This is a genomic window from Anaerovibrio sp. JC8, assembly GCF_002100115.1.
Lineage (GTDB): Bacteria > Bacillota > Negativicutes > Selenomonadales > Selenomonadaceae > Anaerovibrio.
The window spans coordinates 64,283-87,395 of record NZ_ANBM01000003.1; the positions used below are offsets into that span (position 1 = coordinate 64,283).

General features: G+C 44.6%; 18 protein-coding genes and 1 CRISPR repeat array. All 18 genes read right to left on the reverse strand.

The annotated features are described in order from the left end of the window. Window positions 1–150: 150 nt before the first annotated feature. The 18 genes from D081_RS03315 to D081_RS03400 all read right to left on the reverse strand — a co-directional run bounded on the left by D081_RS03315 (window position 151) and on the right by D081_RS03400 (window position 23,111). Window positions 151–2,013 carry a condensation domain-containing protein gene (locus D081_RS03315; protein WP_085022715.1) on the reverse strand — a complete coding sequence of 621 codons (1,863 nt, stop codon included), beginning with the start codon at window positions 2,011–2,013 and terminating at the stop codon, window positions 151–153. A gap of 23 nt (window positions 2,014–2,036) precedes the next feature. Then, on the reverse strand, window positions 2,037–4,244 hold the full coding sequence (locus D081_RS03320) for a SpoIIE family protein phosphatase (protein ID WP_085022716.1): 2,208 nt from the start codon (window positions 4,242–4,244) through the stop codon (window positions 2,037–2,039). 25 nt (window positions 4,245–4,269) lie between these two features. Then, a complete protein-coding gene (locus D081_RS03325; protein ID WP_085022717.1) occupies window positions 4,270–4,569 on the reverse strand; it encodes an STAS domain-containing protein in 300 nt (99 codons plus the stop codon). A gap of 71 nt (window positions 4,570–4,640) precedes the next feature. Then, complete coding sequence (locus D081_RS03330) at window positions 4,641–5,063, reverse strand: ATP-binding protein (protein WP_085022718.1); 423 nt, start codon at window positions 5,061–5,063, stop codon at window positions 4,641–4,643. A gap of 32 nt (window positions 5,064–5,095) precedes the next feature. Next, complete coding sequence (locus D081_RS03335) at window positions 5,096–6,292, reverse strand: MalY/PatB family protein (RefSeq protein WP_085022719.1); 1,197 nt, start codon at window positions 6,290–6,292, stop codon at window positions 5,096–5,098. Then, a complete protein-coding gene (locus tag D081_RS03340) occupies window positions 6,289–7,692 on the reverse strand; it encodes an MATE family efflux transporter (protein ID WP_085022720.1) in 1,404 nt (467 codons plus the stop codon). Before D081_RS03340 ends, D081_RS03335 begins: the two co-directional genes overlap by 4 nt. Then, window positions 7,689–8,528 (reverse strand): DUF3737 family protein, encoded by an 840-nt coding sequence (locus tag D081_RS03345; protein WP_085022721.1) that lies wholly within the window; start codon window positions 8,526–8,528, stop codon window positions 7,689–7,691. The genes D081_RS03340 and D081_RS03345 overlap by 4 nt, the downstream gene beginning before the upstream one ends. 246 nt (window positions 8,529–8,774) lie before the next feature. Next, window positions 8,775–9,140: an ACT domain-containing protein gene (locus tag D081_RS03350; protein WP_085022722.1), complete on the reverse strand. Its 366-nt coding sequence runs from the start codon at window positions 9,138–9,140 to the stop codon at window positions 8,775–8,777. A gap of 60 nt (window positions 9,141–9,200) precedes the next feature. Then, window positions 9,201–10,351: a CRISPR direct-repeat array (repeat unit 36 nt; unit sequence GTATCAGTTTATCAATATCCAACATAGAACTAAAAC). Window positions 10,352–10,372: 21 nt separating this feature from the next. Beyond that, a complete protein-coding gene (gene cas2 / locus D081_RS03355; protein ID WP_085022723.1) occupies window positions 10,373–10,681 on the reverse strand; it encodes a CRISPR-associated endonuclease Cas2 in 309 nt (102 codons plus the stop codon). A 4-nt stretch (window positions 10,682–10,685) separates the two neighbouring features. Next, window positions 10,686–11,582: a type II CRISPR-associated endonuclease Cas1 gene (gene cas1 / locus D081_RS03360; protein WP_085022724.1), complete on the reverse strand. Its 897-nt coding sequence runs from the start codon at window positions 11,580–11,582 to the stop codon at window positions 10,686–10,688. Further along, on the reverse strand, window positions 11,543–14,683 hold the full coding sequence (gene cas9, locus D081_RS03365; RefSeq protein WP_085022725.1) for a type II CRISPR RNA-guided endonuclease Cas9: 3,141 nt from the start codon (window positions 14,681–14,683) through the stop codon (window positions 11,543–11,545). The genes cas1 and cas9 overlap by 40 nt, the downstream gene beginning before the upstream one ends. Before the next feature lie 370 nt (window positions 14,684–15,053). Continuing rightward, the gene (locus tag D081_RS03370) at window positions 15,054–15,296 is read right to left on the reverse strand and encodes a hypothetical protein (protein WP_085022726.1); all 243 of its coding nucleotides are present in this window, start codon (window positions 15,294–15,296) and stop codon (window positions 15,054–15,056) included. A 281-nt stretch (window positions 15,297–15,577) separates the two neighbouring features. Further along, window positions 15,578–16,399 carry an Rpn family recombination-promoting nuclease/putative transposase gene (locus D081_RS03375; protein ID WP_085022727.1) on the reverse strand — a complete coding sequence of 274 codons (822 nt, stop codon included), beginning with the start codon at window positions 16,397–16,399 and terminating at the stop codon, window positions 15,578–15,580. A gap of 255 nt (window positions 16,400–16,654) precedes the next feature. Then, window positions 16,655–17,026 (reverse strand): hypothetical protein, encoded by a 372-nt coding sequence (locus D081_RS03380; protein ID WP_085022728.1) that lies wholly within the window; start codon window positions 17,024–17,026, stop codon window positions 16,655–16,657. An 82-nt stretch (window positions 17,027–17,108) separates the two neighbouring features. Beyond that, window positions 17,109–17,540, reverse strand: coding sequence for a hypothetical protein (locus tag D081_RS03385; RefSeq protein ID WP_085022729.1), 432 nt, complete (start codon window positions 17,538–17,540; stop codon window positions 17,109–17,111). 79 nt (window positions 17,541–17,619) lie between these two features. Further along, entirely contained in the window at window positions 17,620–18,165 is a 546-nt protein-coding gene (locus D081_RS03390; RefSeq protein ID WP_085022730.1) for an RNA polymerase sigma factor, read from the reverse strand. A 9-nt stretch (window positions 18,166–18,174) separates the two neighbouring features. After that, complete coding sequence (locus D081_RS03395; RefSeq protein ID WP_158087539.1) at window positions 18,175–20,889, reverse strand: NHLP bacteriocin export ABC transporter permease/ATPase subunit; 2,715 nt, start codon at window positions 20,887–20,889, stop codon at window positions 18,175–18,177. Window positions 20,890–20,909: 20 nt separating this feature from the next. Further along, the gene (locus D081_RS03400; RefSeq protein WP_198941945.1) at window positions 20,910–23,111 is read right to left on the reverse strand and encodes an NHLP family bacteriocin export ABC transporter peptidase/permease/ATPase subunit; all 2,202 of its coding nucleotides are present in this window, start codon (window positions 23,109–23,111) and stop codon (window positions 20,910–20,912) included. Window positions 23,112–23,113: the final 2 nt, after the last annotated feature.

The window sequence follows — 23,113 nt, forward strand, 5'->3', positions numbered from 1 at the left end:
TCCTTTTCTTTTGAAACATTCTTCTATACTTTTATCGTCACCATAAACTTCATACTTAATAAAAATGGATAAAATGATAGGCTAAAAGTACCAATACCTTTCATTACTGATACACAAAAAAGGTGGAAGCCACGGCTTCCACCTTTTATATTACGACTGAATCCACAGCCGCTGAAATTTCTCCAGCTGATGCAGGGAATGATTGATAATATTCACCGCCAAAACCGGGGAACGCTTCAGAATCCCCTGAAGTGACAGTAATGGCAGGGTCAGAATAACCGCCTGCTCCGTCAGTACCTCGGCAGCCACCCGCACCTTACGGTTGGACAGCAGCACCGTCTCATTAACCCAGCTGTTTTCCTTCAAAATATCCAGAGTATTATACCAGCCATCACCGATTTCAATACTGCGGGCCACCTTGCCGGAAAGTACAAATACCATGTGGCCTTCGATTTCCTGCTCGGCTATGCGGTCACCCTCAAACTTTGTGGCGATTTTGGCCTCATCCATAAAGAGCTGGATGATACCCTGCTCGCACTCCTGAAACAGCTTGATTTTCGACAGACCATCCTGAACAACGGCACGGGGCTCTTCACCGTCCCCCTCCATCTGCTCCACTTCAATCTGCCACCGCTTCTCCAGACGCTCCATGAATTTATCAAAAGGCTCGTTCCAGCTGATAAGAAGCTGCTGCAGCACCAGAAAATAATGATTCATGAGAACCCGCACATCATTCTGGGAAAAATCAGTGCCATTGTAATGGGCGGACAAAACCACCTGGTTCTCCTCACTGCGGAAGGACAGCTCCAACAGGGCATCCCGGGCATCCAGATATTTCTGGCTGACAATCTTGCCGTCAGCGGAGCCAACCACTTCGCTGTATGGCTTGTTATCAGTAAAGAAGTCATAGAAATTCAGATAGTGGTCAAAGCTGGCCACCTGCTGGCCCGCCAGCTTCATAATATCCTCACGGCCCAAGGAAGCATAAGGCTGGGAAACAACGAACTGCTTGAAGGCCTTCATTATCAGATCCTTGACGGTCTGGCCCTCCTCCACCTGAAGCCGGACAGGCACCAGACTCTGGGGACTGGCCCCTCCGTCTGCTTTTTTCTTCTGGGGAACCAGCAGACAGAAGCTGATGTCCTTGGAGACATTGGTTTGCTGGAGCATAAAGCCCCAGGCTGTCTGCAATATGGACATGAGCATTATTTTATTTGACTCAGCCTTGGTCCTGAGGTCAGACATAATGGTCCGGGGCACATGGGCAAGATAGTTTTCCTCGCTGTATTTCATGCCCCTCCTGGCCTTGGACCGCAAATGGGGAACCTTGGCCGGAATCGGCATATCCGTCAGCATCTTGGACCAGTAATCACGAATCGGTCCGGCAGCAGTACCCGCACTCCCCCGAATATTGGCCATAATGCGCTCTATATCCGGTGGCTCAGGAAGATTCAGGGCCGCACGGAAAACCCTGCGAAAATCAAAGTTGTAGGTCACAGCCTCCACGGCAGTAACAATAATGGCATACTCATCCTCAGCAGTGTTGAACACCGACAATCGGGCCAATTGCCCCCGCTTAAGGTCAAAGCCCAGACGGACATCAGCCTCCATGTGCTTTCTCAGCTCACTGTCCAGCTCATCCTTGTCCAGATTTTTAAAATTATTATAGCCGATTTCCAGGGCAGGATTGCGCTTATTCATTACTACGGCCAGCATACGGTCACCGGCCATGATGAAATTGGTCTTTAAGGCATCCTCCTGTTCAAAGGCACGGTCCACCGCCACATTAAATTTCAACGGCAACAGCTTGCCGTTTATTTTATAAACGGTCTGCAGGACAGAAGCTATAGGATGGTCAGCATCCCATTTACTGAAGGTGTCAGACTCGTCTGCTGACAGCTCCCGCACATATTTTATCTTGGTGTTCAAAATGCCTTCCTGCAGGTCATAGCGCTGCATTATGGCATTTTTGTCCTCCTGGGACAGATCAGGAAACTTTATGTATTCACCCATATGCCTGTGTCCTCCTAGCTACCTTACTTATCAGCTGATCCATTGTACAGCAGGGCCAACATGGTCATATCATCAGACTGCTGGGCCTGGCCCACATAGTCATTTAATACATTCTTCAAATCCTGCAGCAGCTCCTGGGTAGTCTTTTCCCCAGCCTTGGCATTATTCAAGGCATCCAGCAGCCGCTTCTCCCCAAAGAGCTCTTTGGCTTCATTGAGGGCTTCGGTTACGCCGTCGGTATACAGCAACAGACGGTCATTTTTCTGAAGGGTCAGCTTCTGCTCCTTGTAGCTGATACCATCCATACCACCCATGACAAAGTTCCGCTCCACCTTCAAGTACTCAAAGCTGTTCTCTGAGGCCCTGTAAAGCAGTGGCGGATTATGTCCGGCATTGACATAGTTGAACTGACCCGTTGGCAGATGCAAAATCCCCACAAAGGCAGTTACAAACATCATGGCATCGTTGTTCTGGCACAGCTGGTCATTGGTCCGTTCAACCACTTCGGCCAGCTCATCCACATTATCTATGGCCATTCCGGAATTCTTCAGCAAGGTTCTGGCAACCACCATAAACAGAGCCGCCGGAATACCCTTGCCGGAAACGTCAGCAATGGTAACGAGCAGATGTTCATCATCCACCATATAAAAATCGTAGAAGTCGCCGCCTACCTCCTTGGCAGCCTGCATAGTAGCATAAATATCAAATTCCGTATGCTCCGGGGCAAACGGGAAGGTATGAGGCAGCATGCTTTCCTGGATATCCGTGGCAACGGCCAGCTCAGTAGCAATATGCTCCTTTTCCATGGTTGCCTTGGTAAGGTGATCCATGTAATTTTGCAGCTCATCGGTCATATTGTTGAAGGCCTTGGCCAGCTTTTCCAGCTCATCCCCCGTCCGCAGGGATATTTTCTTTTCCAGATTGCCGTCCGCAATCTCCTGTACACCACTGGTCAGTTTTTTAATCGGCTCCACAAACCTGTTGGTAAGCCAGGAGCTGAGATTAAATAACAGCACCAGGGCAGACCATACACTGATAATGGCCACCAGAACGACATTGACAATATGGCCCTTCATCATCTTGCGGAAGTCATTCACCTGGGCCACTATATTTTCCCTGGCTATAACGATAGGCGTCATAACCTCATATTTGGCAATCAGAGTACCAAAGCTCCAATTGATTTTTGACATAGGGGCATAGGCCAGGAAGTATTCCTCACCATCCAGCTCCACCAGCTGCCAGCCCTTTTCACCTGCCAGCATTTTTACAGCTGCCGATGAAAGACTTATATTGTCACTTTTACGCAGATTAGTCCCCTTCACATCAGACAACGCACCATCGTGACTGGTGGACAGCATAATATTGCCCCTATTGTTCATGACAAAGCTGATACCGGTATCACCCATAAGGGAGCTTTCCATTATATCAGAAATGGATTTTACGGAGCAGGCAATAGCCACTACCCCGGCAAATCCGTTCTCGTCATTGTATGGGGCAGAACAAGTGAAGCTTGGGTATCCATCGGCCCCAACATATATATCATTAAACGTAATCTTGCCCCGGTCCTGAGTATTCTTGTACCAGCCCCGTTCCGTCGGTTCGTAGGTCTGAAGGAACTCCTCCGTCATGGGAACAAAATCCTTGCCCGGAACATTGTCAGCAGCAATTATATAGCCATGCTTGGAGCCGACAAACAGGGAGGATTCATAATGCCGATACTGGCGGGCCATTGGTTCAATATACGCCGCCACATTGGAAATAAGCCCTATTTCCCGTCTGATGGCCGGTGTCTCCCCTGCAGCCTGCAGTCTGGCCCCCTGATGAAGATAAACCTCACCGGGTACTATAGGCTGAAAGCGTGGATCAGGCAGCTGACGATCCCCATAATACTCAGGATGACTAAGAATATTCTCCACACCACTGGCCAAATAACTGGTGTTATTGGTAATCTCCCACAGCTCTGTTTCTATGGACTTGGCCCGGGTCTGAGCCACATCAGTCAACCGTTCTGTTATCTCCTTACTGGTTACCTTTTCCATATAATTGGCCGAGGTGTCACTAAGCTGGTCGCTCTGGCTCATAAAGTCGTCATTAACAGCATACAGACTATAGGCCATCAAAGCTCCCATTATCACAAAAATAGTCATGCTGGTCAGCAGCAGCAGACGAAAAATGCGGCTGCGGATACTGCCCTTCTGCAAAAACCATTTTGCATGCAGCTTCTTTAACATAAAATCACCCTTAGTCCAGCATGAATCAGTCGACTATATCAAGGAAATTGGAAAAACCGGTCATTTCCAATACATCCATAACATCTTCATTGACATTGGTAATTTTCATAGTACCCTGCTTATTCATACGCTTCTGGGCCACCAAAAGCACTCTGAGGCCAGCTGAAGCCACAAAATCAAGTCCGCTAAAATCAAAGGTCAGCTCATCAACATCATTGAGCTCATTCTGAATAACCTTATCCAAATCCCCGGCGGATATTGCATCCAGACGACCTACCAAAGATATATTAAACTTACTTCCCTGTAATTCCTTTTTTATTTCCATTGCACTTTCCCCTTTCAACTTATACCGTCCCTCAATCTGTTAATATTCGTTTTACTATAGCTTTTTTCCTGCTAGAGAGACTTCACAACAGTAAGGATATTTTGGCCATCCTCATGCTGATAGGTTATATCATCCACATTTTTCTTTACCAAAAAGATGCCCAAGCCCCCAACCGGGCGATCATCGGCCCCGGCAGTAATATCCGGCTCCGGCTGCTCCAAAGGGTTATATGGAGTGCCCTTATCCATAAATTTCAGCCTAAATTGAGCGGCATTGTCCTCCAAACTGCCCTCAATGGTAACCTTACCTATGCCGTCCCCATAGGCATAGTTGGCAATATTGGTAAATATTTCCTCTACCACCAGCTCCATCTGCAATTTGACCTTGGAAGAACAGGACCGTTCCTCCAAGAATTCCTCAACAAAATCATTGACCTTGCCCAAATTATCCAAGGTTGCTTCGATGACAAGTTTTTTGCTTTCCTGTGAGTCCATAGCAAACCCTCCGCAAAACCTAATTCAAGTTCTCATTCACATTCACAAAAAAACATCCGGTTATCCTGATTTATGTATGATTTGATACTCTTTTCAAGTCTGGCCAAACCATCCTTCAGCACCGCCTTTGGACAGGCAATATTCATCCGCAAAAATTGCCGCCCCGCAGCACCAAACTCAGCCCCTTCCGACAGATACAGGCCACTGTCCTGACGGATATATTCCATAAGCTCCACGGAATCCTCGCAGAAGCTGGAGCAATCCAGCCACAAAAGGTAGGTGGCATCCGATGGTACCATATGAATTTCCGGGATTTTATCCCGTATATAATTTTGACATATTTGCTTGTTTTCGTAAATATATTCCCGCAGCTGATCCAGCCATTCTGCCCCCTGGCCAAAGGCCGCAATGGTGGCTTCAATTGCAATAATATTAGGCTCTGCCACCTCATCAGTGTTCAGCCGCCGCCACATCTTGTGACGAAGGAAATCATCGGGCACCATAACCGCCGCCGAATTTACCCCGGCTATATTAAAGGTCTTGGTCGGTGCCATGCAGGTTACGCTTATATCACGGCAGGTGTCGGAAACAGAGGCAAAAGGAATATATTCCTTCCCCGGATCCGTCAGATCACAGTGAATCTCATCGGCAATAACCGTCACATTGTACTTGGCACACAGCTCACCAACCTTAAAGAGCTCGTAATTGCTCCACAAATGTCCGGATGGATTTTGCGGATTGCAGAGAATCATCAGGCTCACCTGCGGGTCGGACAGATCCTCCTCCAGCCGCTCAAAATCCATGGAATAGTTTTCCCCATCATATTTCAATGGACTTTCCACCACAAAGCGTCCATTATTCACGATACTGTTAAAGAAGTTATTGTACACAGGTGTCTGAATCAGCACCTTTTCCCCCGGGGTCGTAAGCTTACGGACTGCAGAGGAAATGGCCGGCAGCACTCCCGTGGTGAATATAAGCCACTCAGGCTGAATAATAAAATTATGCCGTTCTCTCCACCAGCTGACATAGGCTTCGTTCCAGGCCTCCGGCACGATGGAATAGCCCAGGGCTCCCACCTGCAGCTTCTCCTTGATGGCCTCCATAATAGGCTCTGCCACAGGAAAATCCATGTCCGCCACCCACATAGGCAACTCATGCTCAGCCACATCCCACTTTAAGGAATTTGTGTTGCGCCGATCAATCACCTTGTCAAAATCGTACTTCACTCCATTGACCCCCTATTATCCCATTTTTGCTTATAAATTCTTACTAAAAATAGCAAGCCCCTGACACATACTTCCAAACACATGGCAGTCCATACGCCCCGCAGGCCATACAGACCAACCAGATACAAGGCCAATGGCATGCGAACCCCCCACATGCTGGCCAAATTCATTATACTGGAAAACATGGTATCCCTGGCCCCCCGCAATGCTCCTGCTCCCACAATGGAAGCGGCAAACAGCGACTCTGCCAACAGCTGAATGCGAAGTACATCGGTACCCAGCTGCTGAACATTCAAGTCCGGAGTCAGAAAGGCAAACACCGCCGGTGCCACCATGTACATCACGGCCCCCAAGATACCCATGGTAAACATACCAGTTCCTACAGAAAACCAAGCAAAGCCCCTGGCAAATGCTGGCTTCTTCGCCCCAATACTCTGTCCCACCAGGGTAGTAGCCGCTATGGCAATTCCATAGCCCGGCATATAGCAAAAGGCCTCCGCCGTAATGGCAAAGGAATTGGCCGCTATAGCCACTGTCCCCAGGGGTGCCACAATAATCATCATGGCAATCATGGCCCCGGTGAGAACACCCTGCTCCAAGGCAATAGGACAGCTTATTTTCAGGGCATCCTTAAGACAGCTTTGGGTAAGATGCCACTGCATACCCATTTTTTGCCGGGTGTAATGCCGACGCATTACCGCCAGATACAACAAAATACAGGCCGTCACGCCCTCGGCGGTTACAGTTCCCATGGCAGCGCCCTTGACCCCAAAGCCAAGGCCAGGCCACCACACATCCAGCCCCAACAGAGCCACATAACCAGCAGGGAAGATAAACAGCGCATTAAAGCCAATATCCAGCACACACATTATGCAGTTAAAAAAGCTGGCAGATTTCATGCTGCCGCTGCTCTGCAGCATGGCTGTAGCCAAAATACGCAGCATGACAATAGGCATCCCCAGCATGTATACCATAAAATAATCATAAGCCCCTACGTAGATTTCCGGAGTAGCCCCCAGCCACCCCGGCAGATACGGACTTATAAATACGCCAATTCCTGCCACAAGCACCGCAAAGACCGAGACACATATCAAGCCCTGTCGAAAAGTGTCCCGGGAATATTGCAATTTTTTGGCGCCAATAAATTGAGCCACCTGTACGGAAAAGCCCTGAACAGCCGCCATACCTATGCCGTAGACAAACCACATTACGGGAGCCACCAAGCCAATGGCGGCTGAAGCCGCTGCGCCCAGACTACCCACCATGGCGGCGTCAATGTATTCCATGACAATATATGTAATCTGAGACAGCATAGCCGGAATACTCAGGCTCCATACACATTTAAGCATCTGCCGCCAATGCAGCTGTTCCTCATTGCGGATTACATTAATTATGTTCATTCAAATACCAACTCGGTAGCCTGACGGTCGATTTCAGGATCGTCATAGATTAATTCTTCTACACCGGCGGCCTTAATCCTGCCGGAAATTGGATTCTTTATGCTGACAACCTTGGTCGTAATTTCTGCATCCACATCAGACACATATTCAAAAGCCAGGTCAGTATTCAGCAGACGGCAATTCTTCAGGGTTACATTCTTCATATAGCAGAAGCCCTGATTGCTCTCAATGGTGCAATTTACCAAAGTAACATTTTCGGAGTTCCAGCCGATATATTCACCGCAGATATATGAATCATAAACGGTGACATTGCGGCAGTTCCAGAAAGCATCCTTGGAAATCATTTTGGCATTGTGGATTTCTACATTTTCACAGCCATCAAAGGAATAATTTCCCGCCAGATTAAAGCCATCAATCTTTATATCCCTGCTGTCCATGGCAAAATAGTTGCCCTTGGCGCTGACCTTCTTCATCTCGATATTGCTGCAATGCCACAGGGTTTCATCCGCATGGAGAAAATCCACATTGGTCAGCCTGATGCCATCACAGCGGCGGAAGCCCTTCGGTGCCTCAAACAGCACATCCTCAAAGGACACATTGTCCGTATACCATATTCCGGCCCGGCCCATTTCAAACACAGCACTGTTTTTCACAGTAATATCCTTGCTGTACCACAGCGGATACTTCCACTGAAAGCTGGTATTCTCAATGCTGATATTGGCACTTTCCTTCAGGGGAGATTCCCCATCCGCAAAAATACAGTTTTTTATCTCAAGGTCCTTACCCTTGAATAACGCCCTCTCGCCGGTAAGTCGCTGCTCATTGATTACTTGCATAAATCTTTCCTCCATATCACATAAATAAAGCTATTGTGAATATCTATTTTTATTCTGAGTAAAACACTCTGAATTATATAATCAAACTAAAATGAAAATAAACTGAAAAACCTACGTGTCAAACTTTCTACATCTGATAGCAAAAATCCTTTATTTATTGCAATTTAAAGGGCCGCCTTTAAGCGACCCATATATTTGTTTCATTATAACGCATTTGAATATTTTTTCCCATAAGATAGCTTCATTTTATTTGAAACTATACCCCGACTTTAACAGAACTGACCTCGTATTGTCCCATTGTTCAGCCTTCATCAGAATATAATCTGTATTATAAGTTGATACGGCATAAATACTGATACCATTATCAGCCAGTAAATTTGAAAGCTTGGCCAGTATTCCAACCATGGAAAACTCTAATATCCCATTGATGTAAAAGCCTCTCCAATTATCTTCCCTTGCGCTACACTTTTGAGGTGCATCCTCTGTCCTGCACACCAATGATATTTCGTCCTTAGTTTTAGATAAAAAGAAAAACTCCTTTGTTAAATCAACTTCTGACATATCCGGTACCTTACAAACTGTCAACGGTTCCTGAATTGCTATTAGTTCCATATTGCTCCCCTTATTATTAGATTTTTCCCTATTTTTTGCAGCATATCCTCGCTACTGTTAGTGCCAGTTTATCAATATCCAACATAGAACTAAAACGCATCGACTTCCGTTAGTTTAATCTCCATTGTATCAGTTTATCAATATCCAACATAGAACTAAAACTTCCATGGTGGGGCTATGCGCGACCTTTTGGTATCAGTTTATCAATATCCAACATAGAACTAAAACCATGAACAGTCAGCAAGTGCTGTTTTTAAGTATCAGTTTATCAATATCCAACATAGAACTAAAACTAAAATAAGGGTATTTCATTTTCTGCTTTCGTATCAGTTTATCAATATCCAACATAGAACTAAAACTAAAGAGTTATCCGCTGGATATACTTGCAAGTATCAGTTTATCAATATCCAACATAGAACTAAAACTGTCACTATAATCAATAACAGCGGAAAGCTGTATCAGTTTATCAATATCCAACATAGAACTAAAACTGGATCAATAGTCGCTGCTTTACAGAGTTGTATCAGTTTATCAATATCCAACATAGAACTAAACAGTTATAAAGTGGATAAACAAACGGGCGATGTATCAGTTTATCAATATCCAACATAGAACTAAAACTGACTAAGGAAATCGGAGAAGCATTAAAAGTATCAGTTTATCAATATCCAACATAGAACTAAAACAAATTAATATGGATGTTAAACATCTGATTTGTATCAGTTTATCAATATCCAACATAGAACTAAAACTTTTCGATGAATAGAAAAGGCGACAAGCGTATCAGTTTATCAATATCCAACATAGAACTAAAACCTATGAGACTGGTGCAACCACTTTCACATCGTATCAGTTTATCAATATCCAACATAGAACTAAAACTTAACCTAATATATCTTTTAAAATTGAGCGTATCAGTTTATCAATATCCAACATAGAACTAAAACCTGCACTAGGGCTACATGATTTCCTTTTATGTATCAGTTTATCAATATCCAACATAGAACTAAAACTGCAATAAGTGCGAGTACAGCCTTAATAGTGTATCAGTTTATCAATATCCAACATAGAACTAAAACTTTCACACGTACCACCTTTGCAGTTGTCAAGTATCAGTTTATCAATATCCAACATAGAACTAAAACTTAAAACTTCATTCATATCTGTCTTAAATAGTATCAGTTTATCAATATCCAACATAGAACTAAAACCTTAAATTGATTATATCACACTTAGATAAGCATTATATCCTTATCATCCAGCAGATTTTCTGTAGGTGTTTTCTCACCTAGCAGAATCTGCATTTTAGTATATTGTTTTTCCGTTATTTGCAATAATCGCACCGAACCACAAGGTGGAATGATTCTTTTTACTTCCCGACAATATTTCTTAGAGTCATCATTATTCTTGGTTATCCGTGAATACACAGAATACTGAATCATATCAAAACCCAGCTTTATTAAGCTTTTTCTAAATTGAGTATAATTCTTTCTATCCTCTGATGTATTTGTCGGCAAATCAAACATCACAATCAGTCGCATATATCTATTTTCCATATTTTTTTAAATCTGGTAACAACAGCCGTTCAACAGAGTTGTCAATTATGGCACTGGTAAAGCTGGCTACGCATTTATCAACAGCATTATATAGGCGCATCTTCTTTTTATTAATCAACACCTCTGTATTACATAGCCCCACCAATGATAACTTATTGCTTGATGTCAATTCATCCACCAACTCATCATTATGGTCATAAACCCAATAATCAACTATTGGCCTAAATGGTTCCATAAAATCATCCGCCAGGTTAAATGGATTACCTTCACCAATATGGTGAATCCCTAAATTACAATTATATCCATGAGCACACAATGATCTGGCCACTAATGACCGAATGATGGCATATCCATAATTCATGGCTGCATTTACTACATCATCTTCAAACCTTGTAAAATCAACACCAAATAGATTCCTAAAAAACATTTTGGCCGCTATGGCTTCTCTATTTCCAGGGTCACCTGGCAGGACTTCATCCGCCAATTGATGAAGTCTGCCAGAAATTTCATTATTCCCCGTTAATTTTTCCAACACATAAGCCTGATTGTTAATTTTAGCTTTTACTATCTTTTCCCAGAGATTATTCTGCATATCTTTTGATAATTCTATTTGGCGTTTTAAGGCAGCAAAACTGGCATAGTATGAGTCTGATGACAGGACATTACAACATGGTAGATGTTTCGAATCACACAATATAACATTAACATCATATTCCGCCAGCTTGCATAGAGCATACACGGACAAATTGATGGAAATATTATCCACAACTAAAGATTGGATATCCCCCAATGGTATTTTCTTGTCATCATCTTTCTGGTGAATAATAAGCCATTCATCATGTACTGTTATTCTTTCTCCGTTATTGACAAGAATGGAGCGGAACATTTTATCTCACCACCAATTTGCCCAAGAATATCTATGTGATATTTTTTTACAGTATCATCTTTTTTTATTGTGAAGATAATATCAACATTAGTATTGTTATCTTTCAAATATAACTGGTCCCTCGTTATGGCTTTAACGCTTGAATAAAAACCTCGTGCCTTTTCCTCTCCTTTCTTGTTGTATACCACAATATAATCATTCTTAAACAAATACATTATGTGCTTGCCATAGTTTTCCGGATTAGGCACTGTAATAAACATCTTTTTGTCTTTCAGCTTAAAATCTACATATCTAAGCCCCCGCAAAGCTGTCTTATTATCCTTGGTCGAGTACACCTCCAGACAGTAATAAGATTTGGCATCCAAAATATTCTCATTCCCCAAGGAGTCAATTTTTACCGTGGATGAATCTTCTCTCTCCTTTTTCTTTATAGGTTTATCCTTGGTAAAGCTGCCAGAAAAACGCTTGGACTGCTTATAGGATACCAACGGCATCTGAATGGAGGCCACAAACTCTGGATCATTGTAATACTGTTCCAAATTTTGACGGAATGATTCTGGTGTAACCATCTTAAATTCCTCAAGACTTGGGTCCACCAATCTCTTATCTGTTTCCTCCCGCAACAGCCGTACCATGGACGGTATACGATCTTTGCTCACCAAAAGTTTCTTGGCCAATTCCGGATTGAAGTGATAATACTTCTCTATCTTACGAACTGCCCTATCAAGATAATTCTCATATTCCTCTGTAACCCGCTTACCATTTTGACGGAATATATTCTGGAGCTTGAGGTTATCACTGGCCAGTTCCACTGCTGCCGGGGTAAGGTTGGCAATTACTATGGCATCAGCAGCGTGATGCAGATTATTCTCGCGATTCTTTTCCGGATTTCCCCAAGTTTTCTTATTAAGCCACATTTTCCGCATTCTGGAAGTTATGGCACCGTTTATTGCATATACGTTTTTCTTCTTATCACTATTAAAGATCAGTGTGTTATTAAGGTAATTGGCCAAGAAACGACTAATATATCTGGTATCATTAATGTTTCTTGACTTCCACTCATTCAGCAGTTTACTGTCACGGAGATTCTTTACCATCAAATACTGATACTTCTTCTTTGATATTTTTTTCTTCAATAAGACATTTACTCGCTTTATGAACTCCGCTTCAGCCTTATCAGATAAATACTCTCGTGGCGCAGTATTGGATTTTGCCTGACGATTGCTGCCCATTCCAGTCAGCACCTTATTATTGAGTGTGTCGTCCAATATCAGAGAAAATGGGATTATATGGTCTACATCATACTGTCCGCTTAATACATCAGCTTCCGGAATATTGTTACCAGTATATAAATCTATCCCATTCTGCTGCTCCCATAAACGATAGCGTGCTATATCCTTACCTGATACTTCACCTTCTTTACGAAGTCCCAGTTCCACCAGTTTGGCACCAATGGCCTCTTTTTTCTTCATGTTGTCATTATTAGCTTTGGTCATTTTCCGTCTGGTTTCAATACTGTGGCCCAGCTCATCAGCCACCTCGATGTTGATATATGCCGGGGACCCATACTTACCAATAAGGGCATTTATTATCTTGCGAGTTTCGTTGATTGCCTTGAAAACCACCACATTCTTGACCACATCTTCATCCATTTCTTTAGTGAACGGTGGCAATAACTTAACTCTCTCCGTATTTTCTGCCTCATCTGTAAGCTGCTCCTGCTTTCGTCTGGCCTGAAAGTTTCCATACAATTCGCCGTGTCTAAAGGCATCTATAGCTTCCAGCATGTAACGATAGCATACATTTGATGTTCCACCAAAATGTATTCTCTTTGTCTGGGCCTGAAAATCCTTATTCCAGCCAGCCTTTTCCAATGCTTTTCTCCTGCGTTTTGGAGTAATGTTACTGGCTAACAAATTACATAATTCATGGAGCTTAGATGGCTTATCAAAGTCAAACTGTTCTTCCTGGATTAATTCATCATAGCTGTATCCACTGGCATCCAGAACCTTTTTCAGCACTTTTAAGGTCTTAATGGTCTGTGGTATATTTTCCTCAAGCTTTTCAGCCTTTATAAGAGTCAAATTATACTTTTCCAATATTTTCTTGATATCTTTTTCAGTGATGGACGCATTTTTCAGCGCAAATTCAATAATGTCATCAGCAGCTTCTGGCAAAAAGGTTATTTCGCCTGTTGTACTGTCAACATACATCATCTGGGACAAGCCATTTACCAAAGAATAAATGTCTGCAATTACTGTAGACCTGAACCCTCTAAGTTCTTCCTTATAAAACATACAGCAACCTATGGTGTCCAAAAAGCCCATGAACTTGCGATTTTTATCATTTTTATCTCCAGGTCCATCCTCAAAATCCCGCTGGACAAAAACAATCTCATCACATAAGAACGCTATATTTTGGTCCGTCAACTGCTTATAATATTCCTGCTGCTTTTGGAGTATCGCCCTAAGTTCATCCCTTAGTGCTGCCCGCTTAATAAGGAAATACTTCTCTTCATCATCATTTTTATGGTTATGGAAATTAGGGAACTGGGTATCTGTTGCAAATTCCTTATCATGCAAAATCATATCTGCAACAGATACATACTTGCCTTCTGTCATTTTTTCATCAAATCTGAATAGGGCAGTCTTTATCTTTCCAGCTTCCTTTTCATCCACGTCATCCTCATAAAATTCACGATATCCTCTGTGATTGCAAAAATGGATGACACAATCTGCAATTTCTTCAGGAGTAAGCTTTTCTGACAAGCCTCTAAATCTTATGGAGTATATATTCTGATTGCCATTTACTTCCTGCCATTCTTTTATTTTAGCTGCACTTAATAAGCCTATCCGCTCAATAAATCTCTTTGCCCGTTCTTTGCGGTGGTACCTACGCCGAATCAATCTGCGACCAGACCTATATTGCCGCCGTCCTTGATTCTTGCTGGCCCTTTTATGATTTTTAACTTCCTCGCCTGAATCAAAAAGTCGAACACCCACTTGCTCAATACGGGCATCATATACCTTGTCATAGGATAATACAGCAAAGCCCACAGAACCTATACCAACATCCAAGCCAAATCCAACTTTTCTTTTCATTAGTATCCCCCTGTTCTATATTGACATTTATTCGTTGTTAGTGATAGTATAAAGGTGAACTTAGAGTTACTGTTGTGTCGGTTTATCAATATCCAACATAAAACCTTTTATTGATTATTGTCAGTTTATCAATATCCAACAATAGTTCTAAGATAAGGCCTTATGTGCCGTAGGGTATAGCGGTATCCCGAACAATTCCGCTCCTTTGTTCATTAAGCTGCTACATTATGTAGCGGCTTTTTTGTTGTTTATATTGTTTTTATACCATCTAGTTAAAAGTCATTTCTTATAACTTATTATATACCTTTAGAATTTTCTGCCAATAATTTAATGAGTATTTTTTCTAATACAACGGGCAAAAAATATACCTCTAACGATTTTCCCCGTTAATCATTTCCACCACCTGACGATATGTCCAATTCAATTCCTGCTGGTACGCCTCCGGGGACAGGTCCGTTGGAATCCTTTGCGCCATTATTTCCATGTACCTTCGTTCTTTACCATCCATGCCGTTCAAAAAATGCTCCAATTCCAAAAGGTTGGCTCTCTCTATGTCCTCCTGCATCCATATTCCCATATTCTCCATTTGCTCTAAATGATCTCCGTAGCTCATTATTCCAACCTCCCCTATTTTGGCATCATCCAAGGATTCAAGGCTTAAATATGCCATTCAAAAGCTAAGCAATATTCATTATCTGTATATTATCACTACTAATTAAGCTTGCAAACATTCATCTGAACAAAAAAATGGACACCATAAAAACCAAATGTTCTAAAAACAAAAACAGGAGCAGAACCTATGGTCAACGTCATAACGCTGCATAGGACTACTCCTGTTTTAGTTAGTCAATTAAACTCGCCAAAGCAGAACAATATTATGCTTAAATAGATATATCATGACTGCCTAGAAAGCTCTTCAATTTCTTCTTTGGATAAATCAACAAATTCCACAATTTCCTCTGTAGATTTCCCTTTTTGCAGCATTCGCACTGCAGTGCGACGGTCAGCTATTTTTTCTCCTTCTTTAATCCCTTCTTCTTTACCATCATTATGGGCTTCAAGTATTTTCATTTCATAAGTCATATAACTCGCCCTCTCTTCTTCTTTACCCTTGATTTCCTTGATAAAGTTATCGACTTCATTCGCAAATTCATCTTGTACCGGGAGCCCTTTCATATAGTCGAGAAATGCCTTTATATCTGGTGAAACATCGTCCATGGTTCCTTCGGATGAAAGAAAGATTTTGGTAGTGCCATCGTCCAGTTCCATATCTTTATCTTGAATACACACATTACGGAAGGTGTACATGTGTCGATCATTTTGGAAAAGCTTAAATGGACACAAGAAGATAACAAAGGATTTCTTCAAATCTGAATAATTGGCTCCAGCCGCCAATGCTTCCACGTCAATAAGCGACTGATAATATCTGGTACGATATGCCAATTCCTTGTCGCCGTAATCCCTTACCTGCATCTCGATGTTATAGATAGTATCATCAGCTTCCACGTACACATCCAGCCTTATACCCTTGCCAGCATAACGGAATTTCAGAGATTTCTCATCTTCCAGATAATTGATATGTTTAATCTTGATATCAAGAATCTTTTCAATAAGACGCGTGCATATATGGGGGTGTCGCATTACCAGCTTGAACATATAATCGTCGATAATGGTCAGCTCTTCCCAAGGCTTGATGATACGTTTCTTTTCTGTCATAAAGGGGACTCCTTTCGTAAATTATAACCCAGTTGTTCATAAATGTAAAAACCATTTTTAAAACATTTGTTTGTTGTAATTATTGTAACATATGTTCGTAAAATTGTCTATAAAAAAAGCCCTGGCAGTATTTACTACCAAAGCATATTATCATTCAAAAAGGGAACACTCAATTTTAAATTTCATTCCCATGCCTGCCGACAGCCGTAACCCCCCCCCGGATTGCTCCGGGGGTTGATTTTATATTAAGTCTTGTCAAATCATCTCAATAGTTGAAGCGCCGCCTGGGCGGATTGTCAACGTATAAACTCTGTAGAGGTCCAGCCCCATCCAGTAGTCCTCAACGCCATTGTCGTAAACTACCTTAACATCCCAGTACTGAACGCCATCTCTTGGGTCAAATCTCATGAATATATCCTGTCCAGGATAAAGTACGCTGTTTGGCCCCAGCTCATCCTGATAAATCCAAGTTGATTCATTGGAAGGGCTGAGATAGATGTAAGTAATGGTACGTCCGGTGCCATTTACCAGGGTAAAGTCCTGGCTGCCGGCCATTGCTGTACCGGATACCGCAAACATCATCATAACTGCCAGGAAAAATGCCTGAAATACTCGTAACTGCTTCATGTTGTTTTCCTCTCTTTCCGTGGGTTTTACCCATTTTTATCTTCATGTCTATACATACGAACAACATTAAAAAGTATTACAGCTATTTCCTTACATACATTTTGGCTATTTCATAAAAGAGTTCTCCGTCACTACCCGGAATAATCGGCTTATAATCATCACTGGTAGGAGTACTGTTGCCCTTGTGCTCTCTTTGATTATCTGCACCATCAAAGGTTGTGTACTCAAAAATAGCATATTCAGGCTTCCCGCCGATTTCTCTAAAAGCGCAGTGACGTATGATATATGATTTATCTGTTTCAATAAACTTATAGGAGCACACGATATTTCGGCCAAGGTCAGGATATTCCACCCAGTCCACGGTGGATGCGTCTATCTGCACAATGATGTCACTGCTTGATGCCACCTGTTCCCAATGGGCAGCCTGGCACTGGGACGCATTTAAGCTTACTGCGGCAAACATGATAACTGTGACAAAAATCTGGGTTATTAGTAGTCTGTAAAGCTTTTCCATGATAACCGCCTCCTTTAACCTTTATCGCATTATTTATATTTTAGCCATCCTGCTTTTTGGCAGGAATCAGCTGTCGGAGCTAATCCTCTCCCAATATCTGCTTCAAGGTACTCATGGCCCGGAAGAGTATGACCCCCACATTGGCAGCAGAAATTCCCAGGGTTTCCGCAATTTCCTTGTTGTTCATCTCACCCCAGAATTTCAGCTCAATAATCCGCTGCTCACGCTCAGACAATTTGTCCAGGGCCAGCAGAAGCTCCTGCTTGCCTTCCTTCACCAGCAGCTGTCCGTCGGGATGCTCCTCCTCATTTATTTTGGGCGAAAACACATCATCCCATTCCACATTCTGGCGATAGCTCTGCCAACGGTAAAAATCCGTCAATGTACGGGTGGCAATCCGGGACAGCCATGTGGCAAAGGACGCCTTGCTGCTGTCAAAATCAGCCAGATGCTCCACCATTTTTTCAAATACATCACTGACAATATCATCTGCAGTGGCAGAATTCTTCACACGGGCATATATCAAATTATATATTTTCGGAAAGAAATGCTCGTAAAGTTCATCAAAGGCCACATCATCATTGACGGCCCGCCGGGCTATTTCATTCCAGTCTTTCTCTTCCATATTTCTCTCCTACGCTACCTGGCGCTTAACTAATTGGGCAAATACCCCATTCTGGGCCAACAGCTCATCATAGGTGCCGCTTTCCACAATACTTCCCTTGTCCATAACCAGAATCCGGTCACACTCCCGGATGGTGGACAATCTATGGGCAATCACCAATCTGGTGGTATGCAGCTTGTTCAGGCTTTTCGTTACAATGGACTGGGTACGGTTGTCCAGGGCACTGGTGGCCTCATCGAAGATCAGCATGGCCGGTCTTCCGGCCAGAGCCCGGGCGATCATAATCCGCTGACGCTGACCGCCGGAAATATTGCTGGAGCCCTCGCTGATGACGGTCTGCATGCCCATAGGCATTTCCCTTATATCTTCAGCAATACCCGCCGCCTCTGCAGCCTCCCAGGCATCATCCAGGGTAAGTGCCGACTGGCCAACAATATTGGTAAATATATCACCGCTCATAAGCTGTCCATTCTGCAATACTACACCCATCTGAGAACGCACAGACGGGGCGGACAGATTGGCCAGTGACTGACCATCATAATAAATTGCTCCGCTTTTTGGCTGCTCAAAGCCCAGCAAAAGCCGGACCAAGGTGGACTTGCCACAGCCGGAATGCCCCACAATGGCCACATTTTCCCCTGCTGCCACCTGGAAGCTCACATCATGAAGCACATCCTTTTTCCCCTCTCCATAGGCGAAGGTCAAATGGCTGACTTCAATAGCTCCGGACAATGGATCTGCTTCCAGCTTGTCCTCGGTGGTTTCCGGAACCTCCTGCAAAATCGGCCGCAGATTTTCAATGTGTGGCTGAATGGTAAAGAAGGTACCAATCAACGGAATGAGGGAATTCAAGGTGCCATTAAAGGAGCTGAAGGCTGCTTCAAAGGCCAGGAACTGGGCATAGCCAATACCGGCCTTTACCACTGTTCCCCCGGTGCCGTCATTGACACCTTCCTGCAATCCGTATATCACCATATAATATAATATCATATTTAGAATAAAAGGTTGTATAGCTGCAATAATTGTATTGTAATTATTTTGCCAACGCAGCTCCAGATTCCATTTCCAGGTTTCACCGAAAACCTTGCTCCAAAGGTGATAGGCCTGTTCCTCTGCCCCATGAACCCGGAATTTGGCCAATCCGGCAAAAAGCTGCTGAACCATGCCCGCCTCGGCATTGCTGGCGGCAATCAGATTGCGCTGAAAGCCCAGCACCCTACGATAAATAAAGGCCGTAACGATACACCATACCAGCCACACCGCAACAGCGGCTGCTGTCAGCTTTACGCTGTACCAGCACATAAGGAGCAGGCTCCAGAAGGAAAATATCGTGTTGAAAACTGTTCCTACGAAATTGCCGCTGACCACATCCTTGACTGCCTCCATGCCCCGCATGCGGCTGGCCAGCTCGCCGGTGGTAAACTTATGGAAAAATTTTTGTGGCAAGGACAGAAGCCGTCCCCACAGGGCTGCCTCCACCGCCATATCCAGACGGGTACTGATACGCATGACAGCCACTGCACGGATCATGCTCAGGGCCGCCATGGTAAAGCTGGTCACCATAACCACCTGGGTAACGGTTACCAGGCCTTCTCTATCCAAAATCGGAATTATATCCTGAAAGATGGTTTCCGTAATCACCGGCGTTACCAGTGGAATAAGACCGGCACAGAAGCTTACCAGTATTATGGTCCGATAATCAGCCTTCCAGCACTGCTGGAACATAAAGCGAAGCACGTCCATAATTTTCAGCTTGCGCCGTGGAAAGCCGGCATAACAGATAAAGGCATCCCCATCCAGCCTGTCTGCTTCCTCAGCATTCAGCGGAATACCCTCAGGACGGCTTTTGGTCACCAGCTTATACCGGCCGGGAGCTTCCGGAAGAATAGCTGCCAGCTCCTTTTTCTCCCCGTAATAACCAATCATCACGCCCGTGTCCTTTTTGAACCAGTCGTTGCCCTCCAGGCTTACCAGTCGGAGCTCAATATTGGCTTTCTGGGACAGGCGTCGAAGCAGATTCAGTGAATCCAGCTTCTTGGCGATTTCCGTGGACAGGCTGATTTCCATTTCCGGCATGGAAAGAGACTTGCCCACCTGCTTTATTATAAAAACAGCCTCATCAATCAGACGACCTTCATGCTCAGTGCTGTTTTCTTCAAAAAAGATTTCATCCTCACCCATCAAAATGCTGATGGCATCCTTTATCAGCCACTTTTTCTGACGGGCAATGATTTTCTGCCTACGGGCCAGCCTTTTGTTTGCTGACAAAAAGCGCATTCCCTGCAGCATGGCAAAAATACGCTGATGCTTGCTGAATACATCCACCAGCTCTTCCCTGCTGCCAAGGCTGTCCTTAAACAGCTTGTCCTTTGGCCACAAGGACAACATATCATCACCAAGGGCTGCCAGACGCTTTACCCAGACAATGGTTCCCAGGCCCTTGAACCAGCCCTGCATCAAAGGAAGCATTTCCTCGTTGGAAAGCTCGGCAAAGGAATGTTCCTCCAATACACTGTCCGTTACAGCATAAAGCTGATATGCAATTTCGCCAAACTCATCCAAAGCAGGAAAAATAGCCTTTCCCGCCTCCAAGGTCAGCAAATAAGCCTGCCGATAATCCTGCTCCCCCTGGGTAACAGCATAAACCTCCACCTGACCGGCAGTTAATACAAAAAAACTGTCTTCACTTGTCAGTTGCCAGCGCTTGCCTGCCTGCAATTCCATACTATCACTACTCACCATTTTTATTCATTATTTGCTTTATATTCATCAATCAACTGCTTATACGGACCGTCATGCTTCATCATATCACGATGACGTCCCCGCTCCACTATCTGCCCGCGATCCAGCACAATTATTTCATCTGCATCCCGGATGGTTGACAGACGATGGGCAATAATAACACAGGCACATCCACGATGCCGGATATTGCTCAGCACCCGCTCCTCTGTAATAGGGTCAAGGGCACTGGTTGCCTCATCCAATACCAAAATAGAAGGATTTACTGCCAGAGCCCGGGCAATCTCCAACCGCTGCCTCTGGCCACCGCTGAAGTTAAGGCCACCCTCGGATACCTTGGCATCATAACCGCCCTCCAGCTGCAATATATCATCCTGAATGCAGGCATCCTTGGCTGCACGCTCAATATCCCCCTGGCGCAGTGATTTATCAAAGAGGGCGATATTTTCCCCTACAGTGCCTGTGATCTGAAATACATCCTGATCCACCGCTGAAAGCGAGGTGGTAACAACATGGCGTGGTATCTGGCGTCTTGGGATGCCGTCAAACATCACCTGTCCGCCCCATTCCTCGTACATACCAGTAATAATCTTGGCCACAGTGGACTTGCCACTGCCTGAGGCCCCCACAATAGCTACCCAGTGACCAGGCTTCAGATGCAGGCTGAAATCCCGCAAAAGTGGCGGTTCCAAAGGGCTGTAGCCGAAGCTGACATTTTCCAGCACCATTTCTCCGGAAAGGCGTGTGTGCTCATATTCTGCCGGCATCTCTGCAGGATAATTCAGCGCATCCACCTCATACTGCCGCACATCGTTGAGACGCTGCATCTGCATTTCCGTTGTCTGCAGGCTGGTATAGAGTCCCGTAAGATTATTGACCGGTGCCTGAAAGCTTCCCATCAGATGCTGGAAGGCTACAAACATACCGGCAGTCATGGCACCATCCATAATGGAGAAGCCACCAAAGGTCATAATAAGGGCGCCATTAAGCCCCGCCAACAGGGAAGGCAGGGTGGTCACCGACAGCATCCACATCTGGCTTTCCTGCATGCCATTTAAAACCTTGGACCGATAGCCGGCCCATTTCATAAAGAAGTCCCCTTCGTTGCCGTTGGCCTTTATACTGTCTATCATGGTAAGGCCGTTAATGGCAGTACCATATTCCTTGCCGGCATCCTGCTGAATCCGCATGGCCAGATCTGTCAAGTGGCGTCTGGTAAGCATGAGCACACTGATGTTGACGGCCATAAATACAAGTCCGATAACCGTAAGAAGCACATTATACTGCAGCAATAACAGCAAAAAGAACACTGCCACAAAGGAATCCAATACTGCTGTAGCCGCCTGTCCTGACAGAACCCCGGCCACTGCCTCGTTCATGGAAATACGCCCTGCCACCTCTGCCGCGTACCGCTGATGGAAAAACTGCATTGGCAGACGCAAAAGATGCCAGAAAAAGCTGGAGGAATCTGCCAGCGTCAGCTTCCGCTGCCAATGGGTCAGCATCACGGCCCGAAGCCAGGTCAGCACTGCCGATACCACAAAGGAAATGGTCATGGCAATACACAGGTTCATCATCCAATCCCGATGCTTGCCAGTGAGAATATCATCAAGAAAAATCTGGCTGAACACCGGTGCCGCCAGGCCTGGAATAATCATGCACAGGCCAAGCAAAATGAGGAACAGCATGCCCCATTTGTCTTCCCATAGCTTTTTTGACACTGCCTTGAAGACATTATAACGATGACCGGAGGGCTTGAAGCCGGCCGCCGGTCTTATGGTCAGGGCAATCCCGGTGTAGGAGGTAATGAACTCATCCCAGAGCACAGTACGCCGTCCCATGGCCGGGTCGTTTAAATATACAGTATCCCCCTTAATTCCCTCCAGCACCACAAAATGGTTGAATTCCCAGTGAATTATCAGGGGGTAATCCTCTTCTTCACGGAGGCTTTCTGCCTCCCAGCTATAGCCGTGAACCTCACAGCCCCTGGCCTTGGCCGCCCGCATTACGTTGCTGGCCTTGCTGCCGTCACGGTTGACACCACATTCTGCCCGCAGCTTTTCCAGAGGAATCCACAGGCCATAATGGGCCAGCACCATGGCCAGAGCCGCTGCCCCACACTCCGTGGCTTCCATCTGCAGGACTGTGGGAACCTTGACACGGGCCCCGTTCTTATTAAAAAATTTATCCAAAAATTCCATCGCCATAT